The following is a 17,034-nucleotide window of genomic DNA, read 5'->3' on the forward strand; positions in this document are numbered from 1 at the left end:
TCAGTGGCAATGACGACCCGCGCTATTATTTCGAACACCCTCCGTGTTTCTTTAGAGCACCGCTCCTGACAATACTGGATTGCGCTGACCGCCCCGACAGAGGGTGGCAGCCGACAGCCGCGGGCATGCCCCGAGGCGCTGCATTCCAGACGTTTCATCAGCTGAAGAAACTACAATAACAAGCGGAGTCCCACATGCCCCTTTCTCAACTCCTGGACTGGCGGTTGCACCTGCTGGTCGTGGTGCTGTCTCTCGGCGCCGAACTGATCGGTATTCTCAAGTTCCCGCTCGGCCCCGGCACCTTGCTGCTGTTGCCGCTGTTCTATGCCTTCATTGCCGCCGTACTGTGCAATCCGCACCTGTTCAGTGGCACCAGGCGCTTCATCCCGCCGGTGGTCAGCGCGGCGGCAGGGCCGGTCATCCTGCTGTCGATCATGCCGTTCATCGCCCGCTTCGGTTCCACCATCGGCCCGGCCATCGAGCAGCTGATCTCGGCGGGTCCGGCACTGATCCTGCAGGAACTGGGCAACCTGGGCACCATGCTGATCGCGATGCCGATCGCGGTGGTGGTGCTCAAGATGGGCCGTGAGGCGATCGGTGCGACCTACTCCATCGCGCGTGAACCCAATATCGCGATCATCTCCGACAAATACGGCCTCAAGGGCCCGGAAGGCGTCGGCGTGATGGGCGTCTATGTCGTGGGCACCATGTTCGGCACCCTGTGGTTCGCGCTGATGGCGGGCTATCTGACCTCACTGGACATCTTCGACCCGCGTGCGCTGGCCATGGCCTGCGGTGTCGGCAGCGGCAGCATGGTGGCGGCGTGTTCCGGCGCCATCGCCGGTGCCCTGCCGGAGATGGGCGAAGAGCTGCTGGCCTTCGCCGGCGCCAGCAACCTGCTGACCTATGCCACCGGCCTCTACGTCTCGCTGTTCATCGCCCTGCCGGTCGCCGAGCGCCTGTTCCGCTTCTTCAGCCGCAAGCGGGCCGCCAGCGATGACGCCATGAATGACGAGGAAGCCAAGCTCGCCTCCGAGGCACTGGTTGAAGACCGCCCGGAGAACCAGCTGGGCAAGACGGCCATGGTCGTCGCAGCCGTCTGCGTGGTCGGCTGGGTGGTCAACACCATCAATGGTGCCAGCCTGATCGACGCCGCCCCCGGCATGCTGATCCTGTACGTGATGACCATGCTCGGCCTGCTGGTCGCCCGCGTCATGCCCTTCTACCTGCCGGCCATCGCCTGGGTGTCGCTGGTCAGCATCCTGATGACGTTGCCGTGGTTCCCGGGCAGCGGCTGGATCACCGAACAGCTGGGCTTCGTCAACTTCCTCGCCATCGTCACGCCGGTACTCGGCTATGCGGGTCTGGCGCTGAGCAAGCGCGAGTTCAGCATGTTCCGCCAGGCGGGCTGGAAGCTGGTGATCATCTCGCTGCTGGTCTTCACTGGCACCTATATCGGCTCGGCGGTCGTGGCGCAGGCACTGCTCTGATCACGCGGGCTTCGGGCTTTACCTTTCGCTTCTCACTTTGCTACCCCCTTCTCATCACTTTCACGCCGGCACTCCAGGGTGCCGGTTTCCACAGGAATTCAGCATGCAACTACCCGACAAGATCGACGAGGCACTGCTGCGCAGCTGGCGTCATGAGTTTCATCAGCATCCCGAGACGGCCTTCGAGGAGCACCGCACCTCGGCGCGCGTCGCCGAGATCCTGCGTGCCGCTGGCCTGGAAGTCACCACGGGACTTGCCGAGACCGGCGTGATCGCGGTGCTCGACGGCAAGCTGGGCAAGGGCCAGACCATCGGCCTGCGCGCCGACATGGATGCGCTGGATGTCACCGAGGCCAACGCCGTCTCACATTGCTCGCACACGCCGGGCAAGATGCATGCCTGCGGCCATGATGGCCACACCACCATGCTGCTGGGCGCGGCCTGTGAACTGGCGCGCGACCCGGACTTTGCCGGCCGCGTGGTGTTCGTGTTCCAGCCGGCCGAGGAGAACGAAGGTGGCGGGCGTCGCATGGTCGAGGACGGCCTGTTCGAGCAGTTCCCGATGGACGCCATCTATGGCCTGCACAACTGGCCGGGACTGGCACTCGGCGAGGCGGCGGTGCATGAAGAGGCGGTGATGGCGGCTTTCGATGTCTTCACCCTAACCCTGAGCGGTCACGGCTGCCACGCCGCCATGCCGCATCTGGGCAAGGACACCATCCTGGCGGCCTGTCAGCTGGTGACCCAGCTGCAGGGGCTGATCAGCCGCGAGACGCCGGCGCATCAGACCGCGATTCTCAGCATCACCCAGTTCCATGCCGGCGACGCCTTCAACGTAATGCCGGAAGAGGTCGAACTGCGCGGCACCCTGCGCTGCTTCGACCCGACACTGCGCGCGCATCTGCAGCAGCGCTTCCATGACGCCGTCGATGCCATGGCGACCTTCCACGGTCTCAAGGTCAACTTCGACTATCAGCCGCGCTATCCCGCGACCCGGAATGCACCCGGCCATGCCGAACGCTGCGCCAGCGTTCTCGAGCAGCTGCCGAACATCCAGCAGGTCCATCGTGATCTGCCGCCCTCGATGGCCTCGGAAGACTTCGCCTATCTGCTGCAGGAATGCCCGGGCGCCTATATCTGGCTGGGCAACGGCGAAGACAGTGCCTCGCTGCACAATCCGCACTACGACTTCAATGATGCTGCCACGCCCATCGGCGTCAGCTACTGGACGTCGCTGGTACGTCAGCTGCTGGCCGTTGGCGGATAGCAGATGGCCGGGGTGAAGCACTGACGAAACCACCAACACTGATAAAGACAACCACTGATCAAGACCACCAGCGACACGGGCCCGGCGAGGAGTGCTAAGCATGAAGATCTGCGTGATTGGCGATGCGCCCATTGGCACTCGGGCCACACAGGCGCTTGCACACGCCGGAGTCGAGCGCGTCTCGGCAGTGGCGGCGCCCGAAGGGCAAGTCGCGAGCCATTCGTCCTTCAGCGCCGAGGTCTACCTGATGGCGCTGGCCACATCGCAACAGGTGCAGAAGGTACTGACGGGCAAGCAAGGCCTGCTGCGCAGGGCGCCGCCCGGCAGTACCGTGATCGATCTTTGCAGTGGTGATGTCACGCTCAGCCGCGAACTGGCCGTGCAGACACGCCTCGCCGGCCATCACTGGCTGGAAGCGGCCACCAGTCGCAATCCGGCCGATGAGGCGAATGACAGCCTGACGCTGTTGATCGGCAGTGATGAGGCGACAGTGACGCGCATGACAGCGCTGCTCGACATCATCAGCACGCAGCATCTGCATGTCGGGGACGCCGGCTGTGGCCATGCCGCCGCCCTGGCCAGCGACTATCTGCATGCCGCGCACCTGATCACCACCGCCGAGGCGGTCGCCATGGCCTATCGAGCGGGGGTGACACCCCAGGCGTGCATCGATGCCATCAACCTGGGCGCCGGGCGCAGTGCCGTGAGCGAGGTGAATTTTCCGCGCTGGGTGCTGCCGGGCCGCTACGACTCGGGGATTTCCACCGGTCAGCTGCGCCGCGACCTGCGCCTGGCACGCAGTTTCGTCACCACGCTCAACCTGCCGGAAGGCTTGATGAAGGCGGTCTTCGAGCGCTGTCAGCCGCCGGAGCTGTGTCCGGCGGACGAGGATGATCTCCATCATCTGTGCGATCGCTGGCTGAGCAAGGTGCCTGCCCAGCTGCACCCGCCTCGCCTGACCCAAACCAGAGCCCCTAGACCACAAGCCCTTGCTATCAGCGCGCTTCCTGACGCGGACCACTGAACGCCGCGATCCAGCGTTCGAGATGGCGCAGCAGCTGCAGGCTGGCACGCGGCATGCGCCGCCCGACCCGCGTGATGATATGCGCGCGGGCCTGGCGGAAGCTGGCGCACTCCACATCCCGCGCGATCAACACGCCCTCCTGAAGCTCACGCGCCGCGGCGAAGGCCGGCAACAGCGTGATGCACAGTTCGGAGCGCGCCGCCTGCTTGAGCACCTCCATGGAATTGGTCTGCACCACCATATGCGGGCGCACCCCTGCCTCACGAAAACCATCGTCCATCAGCTGACGCACGCCGTGGCTCGGCCCCCACAGCGCCATGGGATGCTGAGCGACTTCCTCGAGCGTCAGCGCATGGGTCTCGCTCGCCAGCGGATGCTCCGGCGACATGATGGCCACCAGCGGCTGCGGGCTTGAATGCCAGAAGCGCAGCTGGGGATGGACCCGCTCGTGATACATCAGGCCGATATCCGCCTCATCCTCGATCACGCTGTCGATGATGCTCTGCATGCTGCCGGTATCGACCTTGAGCGTGATGCCGGGATACTGCTTGCGAAAGGCGCGCAGCGGACTGTTGATGATGTCGCCGACGAAGCCTTCGCCGATGATCAGGCGAATTTCCCCGGTTTCCAGCCGCTGATAGGCATCGAGGCGTTCGCCGAGGTGCTGGTCGAGCTTCTCTCGCTGCAGGATGTAATCCAGCAGCATCTCGCCGACTCGCGTCGGCTGCACGCCGTCACGGGTGCGCTCGATGAGCGAGGCGGCCATGGCCTCTTCCAGCAGACCTATCTGACGACTGACAGCCGAGGGGGCGATGTTTAGACGCGCGGCGGCACGCCGGATGGAGCCGGCTTCGACGGTGACCTGAAAATAGACGAGACGCTGATGCGGGATATCCATGAGGCGCTCTGCAGAGGATGGGAGAGGGGCTAAGCAAAGTAGAGAGACTTGACGCAAGACGCAGCCAGCAGAGTACCCGATATTCGGGTGTCTCGGGCAGCGTGCGGTTGAACTCACCCTCCCTCAACGCCATATCAGAATGAATTGTCGCCTCGCCTCCTCGCCTCTCCTCCTCTTCATGACAGTTCTCACAGCTCTCTGCGCTGTGACGCGAGGGCAGACGATCAGCGTCGCGAGCTGACCGAATGGAGGGGCAGACACAAGCGCCATTCTGAAGCCAGTGCGCGAATAGGCTAAGATGGACCATCGCTTCACTGACTGTGCCTGCGTGACGAACCACACAGTCCAAAAAACAAGGAGATTCAATATGCTGACCATCTCCAATTCGGTAGCGCTGGCCGACTGGGAAATCGACCTCACCCAAATTCGCGCCCAGGGCAATGGCGGCCAGAACGTCAACAAGGTCGCCTCCGCCGTTCACCTGCGCTTCGATGTGCAGCGCTCGACGCTGCCCGGCTTCTACAAGGAGCGCCTGATGCAGCTGTCGGATCAGCGCATCAGCAAGGAAGGCGTCATCATCATCAAGGCGCAGAGCCATCGCACCCTCGAGCTGAACAAGGAAGATGCGCTGGCGCGCCTCAAGGCGATGATTCTGGAGGCCGTCAAGGTGCAAAAGGCGCGCCGTGCGACAGTGCCCAGCAAGGGCGCCAAGCGTCGCCGGGTCGACAGCAAGACGCGCAAGGGCAAGATCAAGGCCATGCGCGGCAAGGTACAGGACTGACCCCGCCACAGGCGGCGGCCAGCTCACAGCTCACAGCTCACGTCAGGGACGACAATTCATGCGCAACATCATCAGCTCGGCCGTGCTGGGCGGCCTGCTGGCCGTGGGAATGGTCTGGAGTGGCAGCTATCTCAAGCAGGCCGCGCAGGTGTGGGAATCTTCCAGCCGCGTGGTCACCGTCAAGGGGCTCGCGGAGCGTGAGGTCAAGGCCGACCTGGCCCTCTGGCCGCTGCACTTCAGCGTCAATGCCAATCAGCTGACCGGGCTTCATGAGGCGCTGGCCAATGATGAGCGCAAGATTCGCGCCTTTCTCACCGCCCAGGGCTTCCCCGCCGACCAGGTCAGCGTGACCTCTCCCCAAGTGACTGACCTCTACGCCAACAGCTACAACGCTCAGCGCCCGGATGAGCGCTATCGCGCCGAAGCCACGGTGCTGGTGCGCTCGCCCAAGGTCGACCTCGTCAAGCAGAGTGCCTCACTGACCGGTGAGCTGGTGCGCGAGGGTATCCTGCTGTCGGCTGACTATGCCTATCGCACCGAGTTCCTGTTCACGGGGCTTGAGGCCATCAAGCCCGACATGATCGCGGCCGCGACCGCGGATGCCCGGCGCGCCGCCCAGCAGTTCGCAGAGGATTCCGGCAGCACGGTCGGTCACATCAAGCATGCCAGCCAGGGCTATTTCTCGATCTCGGATCTCGACAGCTATACCCCTGACATCAAGAAAGTCAGAGTCGTGACCACCATCGACTACACCCTGAGCCACTGATCACCTCTCGACAGCCCCCTTCTTCGCCGTATGGAGCCCCCATGTCCGACATCCCGCTGAGCAAGACCCAGACGAGCTTCTATCGACGCCTGTTCGTGGCCCACCTCATCGCGCATGACATCGCCAGCGTACCGGCCATCATCGCGGCCACCGGCATGCCGCGGCGTACTGCTCAGGACACCATTACCGCCCTGGGTGAGCTCGAGATCGTCTGTGAATTTCAGCGCGAGGAAGGCCAGCGCAATAACATCGGCCACTACGTGATTCGTGACTGGGGGCCGATCAATGCCCAGTGGGTCGCCGACAACGCCGAACGCCTGCAGAAGGCGCTGGGCTATGCGTGAGAGGCGCAAGCTTAATCGAACAACCAAAGTCGAGAAATGAGGGGAGAAAAATGAGGGTCCAGGGATGAGGGCGAGAGATGAGGATCGAGAAGTGAAGGACGAGAGATGACTTTCAAGAATGAGCTCTCAAGCATGATGGCTGAGATATGACGGCCGAGATTCTGGGCAGTGCCGTTCAGCATGGCGTGATCGCCGTGCTGATCCAGCTGGCGCTATGGCCGCTGTTTGGCGTGTGGTCGGCAGGCGCCATCGCCGTGGCCCTGTTTCTGGGCCGCGAGATCGCTCAGCACGAATACAAGGGCGACGGCCCCAAGGCGGAGCGCTGGGACTACGGCCTGCTGCAACACTGGAATCTGGATTCCTGTCTCGATGTCGCCCTGCCGCTGCTCTGCTGTATGTGCCTGGCCTGCACGGTCTGGGCGCTCAGGCGCTATCAGGCCAGAACATGACCCTGCGCGCGCCTTGCGAATACATGGGGCGCGCAAATACAGGGTGAAGAACAAATGCACGGCGAGGAGTGAACGTTGTAAAAAGTGTGCGTCGAAAAAGCCCGTGCCGAAAAAGTGTGCGCCGCAAAAAGTGAAAAAAATCTGCGCAGTCTTCTCTGAACGGCTCCCCATCCCCAACGCTGCGTTCTGCCCTTCCTTGCCCTGCTGGTTTTTCTTGTCTTTGTAGTCTTCCTGGCTGTCTATCTAGTTGTCTCGCTAGCCCTGCGCTTGCCTGTCTCTTGCCTGCTTTTCACCTCAGCAAGGCGCAACGACATTCGCTGAAGAGCGTTGCCTCAAGAATCATCAGCCAACGGCAATCCTGGCGACGCTGCGCCGTGCGGCGCTTGACGCAGTGGCGGAAGGCGCAGAGGCGGCGCGACGACGTAATGGATGTCGGGCGCGATCCTGCAGGTAGGCCGAGAGCGTTTCCGGACGAATGCCGGGATGCTGAAAGACGTAATCCTCGGTGATGATCGAAAGAAATTCAGCACTGCGTGCACCCGCGACCTCAAACCCTAGAATGAAATGCCGCGACTGAGAGACCTCGAAGCAGTAGTTCTCGGCGGCCACGGCGCAGGTCTGCACCACATAGCCTCCGCCCAGCTTTTCTCTGAGGATGGATCGTTCGGGATTGAATCGAGATGTCGTGTAAATGTCTATGATTTTCATTATCACCCCCAATATCGACTGGCGCAGTATATACGAAAACCCTAATACTTACATGCTTAGAGAACTCATCCTGCCTGCTCTACCCTTCGAACCGACAACCAATTGATCCAGATCAACTCAAGCGGCAGCATTGTCAGGGCCATATTTCAGCGGCACCTGCTTGGATCAACGCTCAAGGGGATGGCTGCGCGCAGACAAGTCATCACCAGGGACGTGCTAGGTCGCAACGAATCAGAGCAGCACTTTGCGCCAGAACTTGAGGACAGAACTTCAGGACAGAACTTGCGCGAGCACAGTGCTGATTGAGCTGAGGGGCCAGGAAAGTGAGCCATACCAACGAAGGCGAGATGCGGGAGGCAGGCTGGTAGTCGCGAGAATGGAAATTAAGCATGGAACGAGGAGCAGAGAGCGAATAGTGAGGAGGCAGGTATCTTTCGAACGTGCGAAAACGCAAAAAGGCCATCCGTTTCCGGATGGCCTTTTCACTTGAATCTGGTCGGGACGACAGGATTCGAACCTGCGACCTCTGCAACCCCATTGCAGCGCGCTACCAAGCTGCGCCACGTCCCGACAGTGTCTGGAAGAGCTTCCCCCTCAAGACGAGACGTAATGTACCGCATTGATCTCAAAAAGAAAAGCAGGAATCTCACATTTCTTTACCTGCATCGTGATCTGGTGTCGCAGTGACACCTGAATCCGCTGTCGGCATTGCAAAATGCCCGGGTGCGACGCATGTTCATGAAGCAGGCATTCATTGCGCACCTTCGAATGCAACGCCCCATGAAGAACAATCGTCCAGAGGAGTTCGCGACTGATGATCCAATTTACGCTTACCACCACGCTAAAAGGCGGCACCAGCGTCAGCGGAGACCCCATCAAGGTAAGCGCCGACAGCGCCCCTGCCGCCGGCAGCCAGATCACCAAGGGGCAATGGCCGGCACTCGATGCCCTGTCACCCAACTTTCCGGTGACAGTGACGGGAGTCGAAGAGGATGACGATGGCAACACCCTCGTGCGCCTCAAGGAAGCCGACAGCCCGGATGCCAACGATCCCGACAGCTACCGCTACACGCCCTGGAAGTAACGGAGCGGCGACGCAAATCATTGGGAAGGCATCAGGAGTTATCGCGCCAGTACCGAACAGGCAATATATTGCGCACAGCGCGCAAAAGAGATCCGCGTTATTGCGCGCAGTGATGGATACGGCATTTTTTTGACCCACATTTCGTTAGCATAGAGTTTGCGAACCTTTCGTTGGCTCTGGCGAGCTGTGGCTGATGATGAGGTGGTGTATCATCCAGCCTTTCCCGGTTGGTGCCTGGCGGGCACTGATATCTCGATGCCCGAGGTCACATGGTCAGCCCATTGAAATTGATAGTTACCCCCTGGCGTTGGCTGGTCGGCAAGACCGGCTCCGCCCGTGAGATACTCCACCATGGCTTTCTCGTTTCCGCATTCTTCATCGGGCTGATTTCGGCCCTCTTCAATTCCCTGCTGGATCTCACCCTGCCGGCGTACAACATCGTGCTGGTCATCACCAGCGCGTTCATCGCCCTGATGTGGTATCGCTCTCGCTTTCATGGCGAGTTCCAGCGCATGGCCTGGCTGTTCTGTGCGCTGGTCACCTTCGTGATGCTGCCGGGCAACTGGCTGTTCAATCATGGCGCGACCGGCCCGACCCTGCTGTTCTACCTGATGGCGTCGGCGTATGTGCTGGCGGTACTGCCCGCCAACCCCAAGCGCCGAGGCATCATCATCATCGGCCTGATGTTCATGCCATGGGCACTGCTGGCCTTTGAACATGCAAGGCCGGGCCTGGTCAGCCGCTATGCCTCCGAAGGCATACGTTTTCTCGATATGGGCTTCAGCTACACGCTGGCCTTCGGGCTGCTCAGCGTGGTGATCGCAGGCTACGCCCGACGCATCCATGAAGAGCGCGATATCGCCAATGCCTATGCGGCGCGCCTCGAGCGCCTCAGCCTGCTGGACAGCCTGACCGGCCTCTACAATCACCGCGCCATCCATGAACAGGCCGAAGCCTGGATCAGGCGTTCGCAAAGCGCCTGCCTGCTGATCTGCGATCTGGATCACTTCAAGATGATCAATGACAACCACGGGCATCCGTATGGCGACACGGTACTGGAAGAGTTCTCACGCCATGTCAGCCAGCTGACGCAGGAATTCTCGGGGGAAGCGGGACGCTATGGCGGCGAGGAGTTCATGATCCTGATTCCCGGCACCCTGGCGACGGCTCGCCAGTTCGACAGATGCCTGCGGGAGCGCTGCGAAGCCTCGCCCCTGCTGCACGGCGTGATCCTCTTCAGCACCGGCGCCAGCGAATTGCACCCCGACGACACCTTGTCGAGCTGGGTCAAGCGCAGCGATGACGCTCTCTACCACGCCAAGGAAAATGGCCGAGGCCGCCTGATGGTCGACAAGGACCTGAGCGTCATCTGAGCCGCGGCCGGACCGAACCAGCCTCGATCACGACAGCCGCTCCGGCTGAGCCATCCCCAACGACAACGCCCCCGCAAGCATGGCTTGCGGGGGCGTTTCGTGTACCGCATGACATCAAGCAAACGCTATCGCTCAGCGCTCGCCCTTCAGCCACTCGAGATTGATTTCGTGCTGGCCGTTGTCATCGGTGATGAAGATGGTGCCTTCGGAGATCATCACGGTCCACTTGATGTTGCGTGGCAGCGACTCGGTGATGGCGTCCAGCGAACCTTCCGGCACGGCCGCGATGTTGAGGTTGGAAAGCCCCGCCACCGCCGGCACGACCTTGGTTTCCCACACGCGCAGGCTGCCATAGGCCAGCAGCGAGGTACGCTCGGTGCGTCGCGAGCACCAGGTCAGGCGCTCGGCATCCGGCTGGCCGACTTCGATCCAGTGCAGGACACGGCCATCGAGGCTCTTTTCCCATAGCGCCGGCTCATCGACATCGGACAGGCCGCGACCGAACGCGATGTTCTCGCTGTACCACAGAGCGTGGCCTAGCAGACGCACGCAGAGACGCAGTTCGGTTTCGGAGGGATGACGAGCCACGGTGAAGCGCAGGGTCTCGTAGACGCCGCGATCCAGGTCGGTCAGCGACAGATCCACCTTGTAAGGCGTGGAAGACAGGGCCATGAAAATCTCTTCTTGAAAAGGCAGACGTCTTGGAAAGGCGATGCCAGGAAGTCACTCTCCCGATAAAGCACCATGCTCCTCGACTGAACCACGCGCGTGACAGGGCAAGCGCGTGGGTGCGGAGCGCAGAGTCTACCCTAGCCGGGCCCTGAACGCCCGACTCCTGCTTGGCATGCCATCCCTCAGGCGAGGTGACGCGCCACCAGGGCATCGATGGCATCGATATCGCCCAGGCTTTCGCGCGCCATGATCAACTCGCGCCCGAGCGCCAGCGCCCGCCGCTCGGCACGCGCGCGGGTGGTCGCATCGCTGATGGATTCGAGTTCCAGAATATGCGCAAGCCCCACGGTGCGGCGGATCAGCTCACAACCGGCGTAGCCCAGCGCATCGCGCAACATGCGAGCCAATAGACGCTCTGCCACGCCCAGCGCAGCGAAGCTGGCATCCGGCGTGTGGGCGGCCTGCTCACGATACTCCCGAGCGAAGCTTTCCCAGCTGGCGACCGCCTGGGCACGCAGCTGTGCCACGTAGTCACGCTTGTCGCCCTGCTCTCCCTCAAGCTCGGTATGCGCGCAGGCCGCCAGCCACAGTGCTGCCAACCAGCTGCCGATATCGAAGCCCGCCGGACCGAAGAAGCCGAATTCCGGATCGATGACCTTGGTGCTGTCTTCCCGCACGAAGATCGAGCCAGCATGCAGATCGCCATGCAGCAGTGCCTCGGGCGCGGACAGGAAACGCTGCTTGAGCTCCGCCACTTCGACCTTCAGGGCGGTGTCCTGCCACAGGGCTTCGGCATCCGCGCGCAGCGCCGGATTGATGCTGTTGCGCTCGTGATCACAGAACGGATCGATGAAGAACAGGTCTTCGGTGATCTTGCACTGATCGGGATTGATGAAGCGTGCGACGCGCGCCTTCTTGTCGTGGGCATCGAGTGCCAGGTCGCTGCTGCGATACAGCGTTGTGGCCAGAAAACGCCCCATCTGCTCGCCCAGCCGTGGCAATGACGCGCGCTCCAGGAAGGCATGGCGCAGATTGCGGTGATCACCGATATCTTCCATCACGATCGCCGAGCGAGCTTCATCGAAATGATGAAGCGCCGGTACTAGGTCCGGTGCGCAGTCGGCCTCGAACTGCAGGGTTTCCGCCTCGATGCGCACACGCACCAGCGACAACGGCCAGCTTTCGCCGATGATGCGCACCCAGGGCAGGCCCTGCTTGACGATTACCGAGGCGGAGCGGTCCGGCGTGCAGACGCGATAGACATAGTTGATGTTGCCATCGCCGATCTCTTCGACCTGAAGTTCTTCAGCGGTCGCGAAGGCCGGATAGCGCGCGCCGACGTGCTGGCGCGCGAAGGCGATCACATCCGCATCATCGCGAAACTGATAGTCGATGGAGGGTGCAGTGCTAGCAGTGGAGTCTTGAGCAGTCATGGCGGGTCTCAGCGCTGAATCATGAAGTCGCCGGCCTCGGTGGCGCTTGGCGTGCATGGCACGTGAAGCACCTCAAGGCTCTCACCTTATTCAATGAAGAAATAAGAAGGCGATCAGTTATAGCGAGAAGATGCCTGCTGGCGCGGCGATTGGCAAGACCTGCCGAGTGAGTTTTGATCAGCTCGGCGGGCGCTTGTCGCATGCAGGTCTTTGCATGCAGGGTGCTGCATTACTGGATGGGTGCCAGCAGATAGGCCGCCCGCGAGACCAGCTTGCGCCACATCGGCCGCGCATCCAGCTCTTCGCAGCTGATTTCACGGCAGTGGCGGAAGTCTTCCTCGAGCATCTCCTCCACTTCCGAGGCGAACTGGTGATCAGGCACGAACGCCGTGATCTCGAAGTTGAGGCGGAAGGAGCGATTATCGAGATTGACGGTGCCGATGGTCGCCGTATGGCTATCCATCAACATCACCTTCTGATGCAAAAAGCCGGGCTGATAGCGGAAGACACGCACGCCGGAGCGAATCATCTCGGACAGGAACGAGAACGCCGACAGGAACACCAGCAGGTGATCGGGACGCTCAGGAATCATCACCCGTACATCCACCCCGCGCAGCGCTGCGATCTTGAGCGCATCCTGCACGCCCTGGTCCGGCACGAAATAGGGGCTCGTGATCCAGATGCGACTGACCGAGGAGTGAATCGCCTGCTGCACCAGCAGGCTGGCCGTCTCGCGGCGGTCCGCCGGGCCGGAGGGCACGATCACCACATGCTGACATTCGTCACAGCTGATCTGCGGCTGCCATTCGAGCGACAGTACCTCACCGGTCGCCCAGTGCCAGTCTTCCCAGAAGGCTTCTTGCAGGCCCATCACGCTGGGCCCCTCAAGCTTGAGGTGGGTATCGCGCCAGGCACCATAGCGCTCGGAATGGCCCAGATATTCATTACCGACATTCAGCCCGCCAACGAAGCCGACGCGGCCGTCGATGACGGTGATCTTGCGGTGATTGCGGAAGTTGATCTGGAAGCGATGGCGCCAGCCGCGCGAGGAATTGAAGGCACTGACCTCACACCCCGACTCCAGCAGATCATTCAGATAGCCGTCGGGCAGCTTGCGCGAGCCGATCTCGTCATACAGGAAACAGACGCGCACGCCGCGTTCGGCGCGGCGCATCAACTTCTGCTTGAGACGCACCCCAAGCTCATCGTTACGCACGATGAAGAACTGAATCAGGATGTAATCCTCGGCGGCATCGATGGCATGAAACAGCGCATCGAAGGTGTGCTCGCCATTGATCAGCAACTTGGCGCGGTTGCCGGTGGTGACCGGCATCATCGCCAGACGCTCGATGGCATCCAGATGGGTGGGGTTGCCGCCCAGTGGGCGTGACAGCCACGGCGAAAGCTTGGGCCGAAAGCGCATCAGCACGCGGCGCATAGTCGAATCGCGCTCCTCACGAGCGCTGACGTAACCATAGAAGCGTGGACGTCCGAACACCCAGTACAGTGGCAGCGCCACATAGGGGAACGTCAGCAGACACAGAATCCAGGCGATCGCCCCTTGTGAAGTGCGGCTCGACATCAGGGCCATGACGGCAGACATGGCACCGAGGATATGACTGGTCAGCAGTAGAAAGCCGAGTAGCCAGGCGGTCATTGCAACTCCATTGCAGGCGTCAGGGTTGCCAGAGTATGCCACAGTAGCGCGCGACGATGCCGTTGCGTTGGCGCTCAGGAAGATGTCTGAGCGCCGCAAAGTCAAGAACCCCGCCGATGAGTGATCACGGGCGGGGTTCTTCAGGTCATGTCACAAGGACGCATACCACAGGACGTGACGATTCATCACTCGGCCGTCATCAGGCGCGGCTGGCGATGATTTCCTTCCACTTGGCCGGGCCCGTCTGGTGCACGGAGACGCCCGCGCTGTCGACGGCCACGGTCACCGGCATGTCTTCGACCTCGAATTCGTAGATCGCTTCCATGCCCAGGTCTTCAAACGCCAGCACACGTGACTTCTTGATCGCCTGGGCGACCAGGTAGGCAGCGCCGCCAACGGCCATCAGGTAGCTGGACTTGTTGTCGCGGATGGCGTCGATCGCGGTCGGGCCACGCTCTGCCTTGCCGACCATGCCCAGCAGGCCGGTCTCTTCCAGCAGCGTGCGCGTGAACTTGTCCATGCGGGTCGCGGTGGTCGGGCCAGCCGGACCGACGACTTCGTCACGGATCGGGTCGACCGGGCCGACGTAGTAGATGAAGCGACCCTTGAGGTCGACCGGCAGCTGCTCGCCGCGTGCCAGCATCTCGGTCATGCGCTTGTGAGCGGCATCACGGCCGGTCAGCAGCTTGCCATTGAGCAGCAGGGTGTCGCCCGGCTGCCAGCTCTGCACTTCCTCGGGCGTCACGGTGTCGAGGTTGACACGCTTGACGCTATCGCCTGCTTCACGGGTGATTTCCGGCCAGTCCTCGAGCTTGGGTGCCGGCAGTTCTGCCACACCGCTGCCATCCAGGGTGAAGTGCACGTGACGGGTCGCCGCGCAGTTCGGGATGATCGCCACCGGCTTGTTGGCCGCGTGGGTCGGGTAATCCATGACCTTGATGTCGAGCACGGTGGTCAGGCCGCCGAGGCCCTGGGCACCGACGCCAGTGGCGTTGACCTTCTCGAACAGCTCGAGACGGATCTCTTCGGCGCGGTTGGAGGCACCACGCGCCTGCAGCTCCTGGATATCGATCGGCTCGAGCAGGGACTCCTTGGCCAGCTGCATCGCCTTCTCGGCGGTACCGCCGATGCCGATACCCAGCATGCCGGGCGGACACCAGCCAGCACCCATCTTCGGAATCTGCTCCAGCACCCAGTCGACTACGGAGTCGGACGGGTTGAGCATCGCGAACTTGGACTTGGCTTCGCTGCCGCCGCCCTTGGCCGCGACGTGGATCTCGACGCTGTCACCCGGCACCAGCTTGTGGTGGATGATGGCCGGCGTGTTGTCCTTGGTGTTGGCACGCTTGCCGTCCGGGTCTGCCAGCACGGAGGCGCGCAGCACGTTGTCCGGCAGCAGATAGGCGCGACGCACGCCTTCGTTGACCATGTCATCCAGGCTCATGTCGGCCTCGAAGCGCACGTTCATGCCGACGTGAACGAAGACGGTGACGATACCGGTGTCCTGACAGATGGGACGATGACCCAGAGCACACATCCGGGAATTGATCAGGATCTGCGCGATGGCATCCTTGGCGGCAGGATTCTCTTCACGCTCGTACGCCGCGTTCATGGCGTCGATGAAATCCTTCGGATGGTAGTAGGAGATGTACTGCAGCGCGTCGGCGACGCTCTGGATCAGGTCATCCTGGCGGATCACGGTCATCAGGATCGGCTCCTCAAGGGCAAGCGATGGGAAAGACAGACACACTGGCGCGCAGGGCACAGGGGCGATTACTGTTGTCAGGCACGGCAATCGCGCCGCCACGGGGCGAGCGTCAGGTCAGGTGCGCAGGATTATACCTCATGCGAGCACGAGGCGGCAGAGCGAATCCTGCAACCCGCAAGTCATGAGAATTCAGCAGGTTATGGCCCAGTCTGCGTGAGGCTCTCCCGCCCGGAGCCGTCTGCTTCGCTGCCGGCAGTCGCGTGCATCGCGAGGCGACTAACGCCGTCCCGTTGCGGTACCGTCTTGTCATGCAGCTTCTCCTTCTTCAGCCACGATGACCGCTCAATGACGCCACCCTCCTGTTCACCACGCCCCTGTTCGCCACCCTCCTTCTCGTCACGCTTCTTGTCGCGACGTCTGCTGTCACTGGCCGCTGCCGCGCTCACTGTGTTGCTGGCAGGCTGTGGCACCCAGCCGGGTTCTGGCGCAGGTGACGGGAGCGATAACTTCGACTGGGTAACATCTTCTCCCCAGGGCAAGAGCAATTCGCGGGTTCGCCATCTGGTACTGCACTACACCGATGATGATCTCCGCGGCTCCCTGATCAGCCTGACCGGCTCTCAGGTCAGCGCGCATTATCTGCTGTCGGCGCCGATGCCCGCGACCGGCCTGCCGCGCGTCTATCCGCTGGTGCCGGAAGCGCGCCGTGCCTGGCATGCCGGCGTCAGTCAGTGGGGTGAACGCAGCAACCTCAATGACACTTCCATCGGCATCGAGATCGTCAATGCCGGGCCGCTAGCACTGGTGCCACTGCAGACTGGCGAGCAGGAAGATGCCAGGGCGGCGGTCGCCAGACGCTGGTCCCCCTCGCGTGACTTCGCGCCGTGGAGCGAAGCGCAGATCAGCGCACTGATCACGCTGCTCAAGCCCATCATCGCGCGCCATGGCATCAAGGCGGTGGATGTCGTCGGGCATTCGGACATCGCCCCTGAGCGCAAGACCGACCCCGGCCCGCGCTTCCCCTGGCAACGCCTGCATGACGCCGGTATCGGCGCCTGGCCACGCACCTCTGACGTGCTGTGCTTCCAGCGTCAGCTGGCAAGCGAGGGGCTGCCAACAGAGGAGGTTCTGCTCACGGCGCTCACGCATTACGGCTATCCGGTGGACGCCGCACGTCCCGAATTGGCGATTGCCGCGTTCCAGGCACATTTTCGTCCCGGAGCGATCAGCGGGGCCTTCGATGCCGAAAGTGTCGCGATATTGCTGGCGCTCAACACACGTTACCGCCAGTCGCCGGGCTGCCAGCCGTCCTGAAACCGCCAGGTGTGGGACCCGGGCAGTCATCTGAATGTCATTTCTCTGTCACATTCCTGACGCAGC

16 protein-coding genes and 1 tRNA gene are annotated in these 17,034 nt (G+C 62.1%); 10 read left to right on the plus strand and 7 right to left on the minus strand.

Annotation, left to right across the window (positions count from 1 at the left end):
* The first annotated feature begins 194 nt into the window (after positions 1-194).
* From R2R70_RS04215 to R2R70_RS04225, 3 genes are all read left to right on the plus strand, one after another.
* Positions 195-1,490, plus strand: a complete 1,296-nt coding sequence (locus R2R70_RS04215; protein ID WP_348471964.1) for a DUF3100 domain-containing protein — start codon at positions 195-197, stop codon at positions 1,488-1,490.
* Between the two features lie 103 nt (positions 1,491-1,593).
* The gene (locus tag R2R70_RS04220) at positions 1,594-2,757 is read left to right on the plus strand and encodes a M20 aminoacylase family protein (RefSeq protein ID WP_410977352.1); all 1,164 of its coding nucleotides are present in this window, start codon (positions 1,594-1,596) and stop codon (positions 2,755-2,757) included.
* Between the two features lie 100 nt (positions 2,758-2,857).
* A complete protein-coding gene (locus R2R70_RS04225) occupies positions 2,858-3,781 on the plus strand; it encodes an NAD(P)-dependent oxidoreductase (protein WP_410977353.1) in 924 nt (307 codons plus the stop codon).
* On the opposite strand, the gene R2R70_RS04230 is transcribed toward R2R70_RS04225, so the two are convergent.
* Complete coding sequence (locus R2R70_RS04230; RefSeq protein WP_054556984.1) at positions 3,753-4,679, minus strand: LysR family transcriptional regulator; 927 nt, start codon at positions 4,677-4,679, stop codon at positions 3,753-3,755. The genes R2R70_RS04225 and R2R70_RS04230 overlap by 29 nt on opposite strands.
* Before the next feature lie 367 nt (positions 4,680-5,046).
* Here R2R70_RS04230 and arfB point away from each other — a divergent pair, with 367 nt between their 5' ends.
* From arfB to R2R70_RS04250, 4 genes are all read left to right on the plus strand, one after another.
* Positions 5,047-5,460, plus strand: coding sequence for an alternative ribosome rescue aminoacyl-tRNA hydrolase ArfB (gene arfB / locus R2R70_RS04235; RefSeq protein WP_410977354.1), 414 nt, complete (start codon positions 5,047-5,049; stop codon positions 5,458-5,460).
* A gap of 58 nt (positions 5,461-5,518) precedes the next feature.
* Positions 5,519-6,226: an SIMPL domain-containing protein gene (locus tag R2R70_RS04240; protein ID WP_410977355.1), complete on the plus strand. Its 708-nt coding sequence runs from the start codon at positions 5,519-5,521 to the stop codon at positions 6,224-6,226.
* Between the two features lie 50 nt (positions 6,227-6,276).
* Positions 6,277-6,570: a helix-turn-helix domain-containing protein gene (locus R2R70_RS04245; protein WP_199852391.1), complete on the plus strand. Its 294-nt coding sequence runs from the start codon at positions 6,277-6,279 to the stop codon at positions 6,568-6,570.
* A 146-nt stretch (positions 6,571-6,716) separates the two neighbouring features.
* Positions 6,717-7,019: a hypothetical protein gene (locus tag R2R70_RS04250; protein ID WP_199852321.1), complete on the plus strand. Its 303-nt coding sequence runs from the start codon at positions 6,717-6,719 to the stop codon at positions 7,017-7,019.
* Positions 7,020-7,361: 342 nt separating this feature from the next.
* Here the strand turns inward: R2R70_RS04250 and R2R70_RS04255 are convergent, their stop codons facing one another.
* Together R2R70_RS04255 and R2R70_RS04260 are read right to left on the minus strand one after the other, a co-directional pair.
* On the minus strand, positions 7,362-7,727 hold the full coding sequence (locus R2R70_RS04255; RefSeq protein WP_410977356.1) for a hypothetical protein: 366 nt from the start codon (positions 7,725-7,727) through the stop codon (positions 7,362-7,364).
* A gap of 493 nt (positions 7,728-8,220) precedes the next feature.
* Positions 8,221-8,297: transfer RNA gene (locus tag R2R70_RS04260), tRNA-Pro, on the minus strand.
* A gap of 244 nt (positions 8,298-8,541) precedes the next feature.
* Between R2R70_RS04260 and R2R70_RS04265 the strand changes: the two genes are divergently transcribed.
* Both R2R70_RS04265 and R2R70_RS04270 read left to right on the plus strand, forming a co-directional pair.
* On the plus strand, positions 8,542-8,811 hold the full coding sequence (locus tag R2R70_RS04265; RefSeq protein ID WP_107334657.1) for a hypothetical protein: 270 nt from the start codon (positions 8,542-8,544) through the stop codon (positions 8,809-8,811).
* A 281-nt stretch (positions 8,812-9,092) separates the two neighbouring features.
* Entirely contained in the window at positions 9,093-10,184 is a 1,092-nt protein-coding gene (locus R2R70_RS04270) for a GGDEF domain-containing protein (protein ID WP_410977357.1), read from the plus strand.
* A 132-nt stretch (positions 10,185-10,316) separates the two neighbouring features.
* Here the strand turns inward: R2R70_RS04270 and R2R70_RS04275 are convergent, their stop codons facing one another.
* The 4 genes from R2R70_RS04275 to R2R70_RS04290 form a co-directional block, all read right to left on the minus strand.
* Entirely contained in the window at positions 10,317-10,856 is a 540-nt protein-coding gene (locus R2R70_RS04275) for a YaeQ family protein (RefSeq protein ID WP_043336867.1), read from the minus strand.
* A 182-nt stretch (positions 10,857-11,038) separates the two neighbouring features.
* On the minus strand, positions 11,039-12,289 hold the full coding sequence (gene mtnK, locus R2R70_RS04280) for an S-methyl-5-thioribose kinase (RefSeq protein ID WP_410977358.1): 1,251 nt from the start codon (positions 12,287-12,289) through the stop codon (positions 11,039-11,041).
* 229 nt (positions 12,290-12,518) lie between these two features.
* Positions 12,519-13,946, minus strand: coding sequence for a cardiolipin synthase (cls, locus tag R2R70_RS04285; RefSeq protein ID WP_107334654.1), 1,428 nt, complete (start codon positions 13,944-13,946; stop codon positions 12,519-12,521).
* Positions 13,947-14,145: 199 nt separating this feature from the next.
* Entirely contained in the window at positions 14,146-15,651 is a 1,506-nt protein-coding gene (locus R2R70_RS04290; RefSeq protein ID WP_054556993.1) for a fumarate hydratase, read from the minus strand.
* Positions 15,652-16,059: 408 nt separating this feature from the next.
* Between R2R70_RS04290 and R2R70_RS04295 the strand changes: the two genes are divergently transcribed.
* Entirely contained in the window at positions 16,060-16,968 is a 909-nt protein-coding gene (locus tag R2R70_RS04295; protein WP_410977359.1) for an N-acetylmuramoyl-L-alanine amidase, read from the plus strand.
* Positions 16,969-17,034: the final 66 nt, after the last annotated feature.

Source organism: Cobetia sp. SIMBA_158, from assembly GCF_046566945.1.
Taxonomy (GTDB): domain Bacteria; phylum Pseudomonadota; class Gammaproteobacteria; order Pseudomonadales; family Halomonadaceae; genus Cobetia; species Cobetia amphilecti.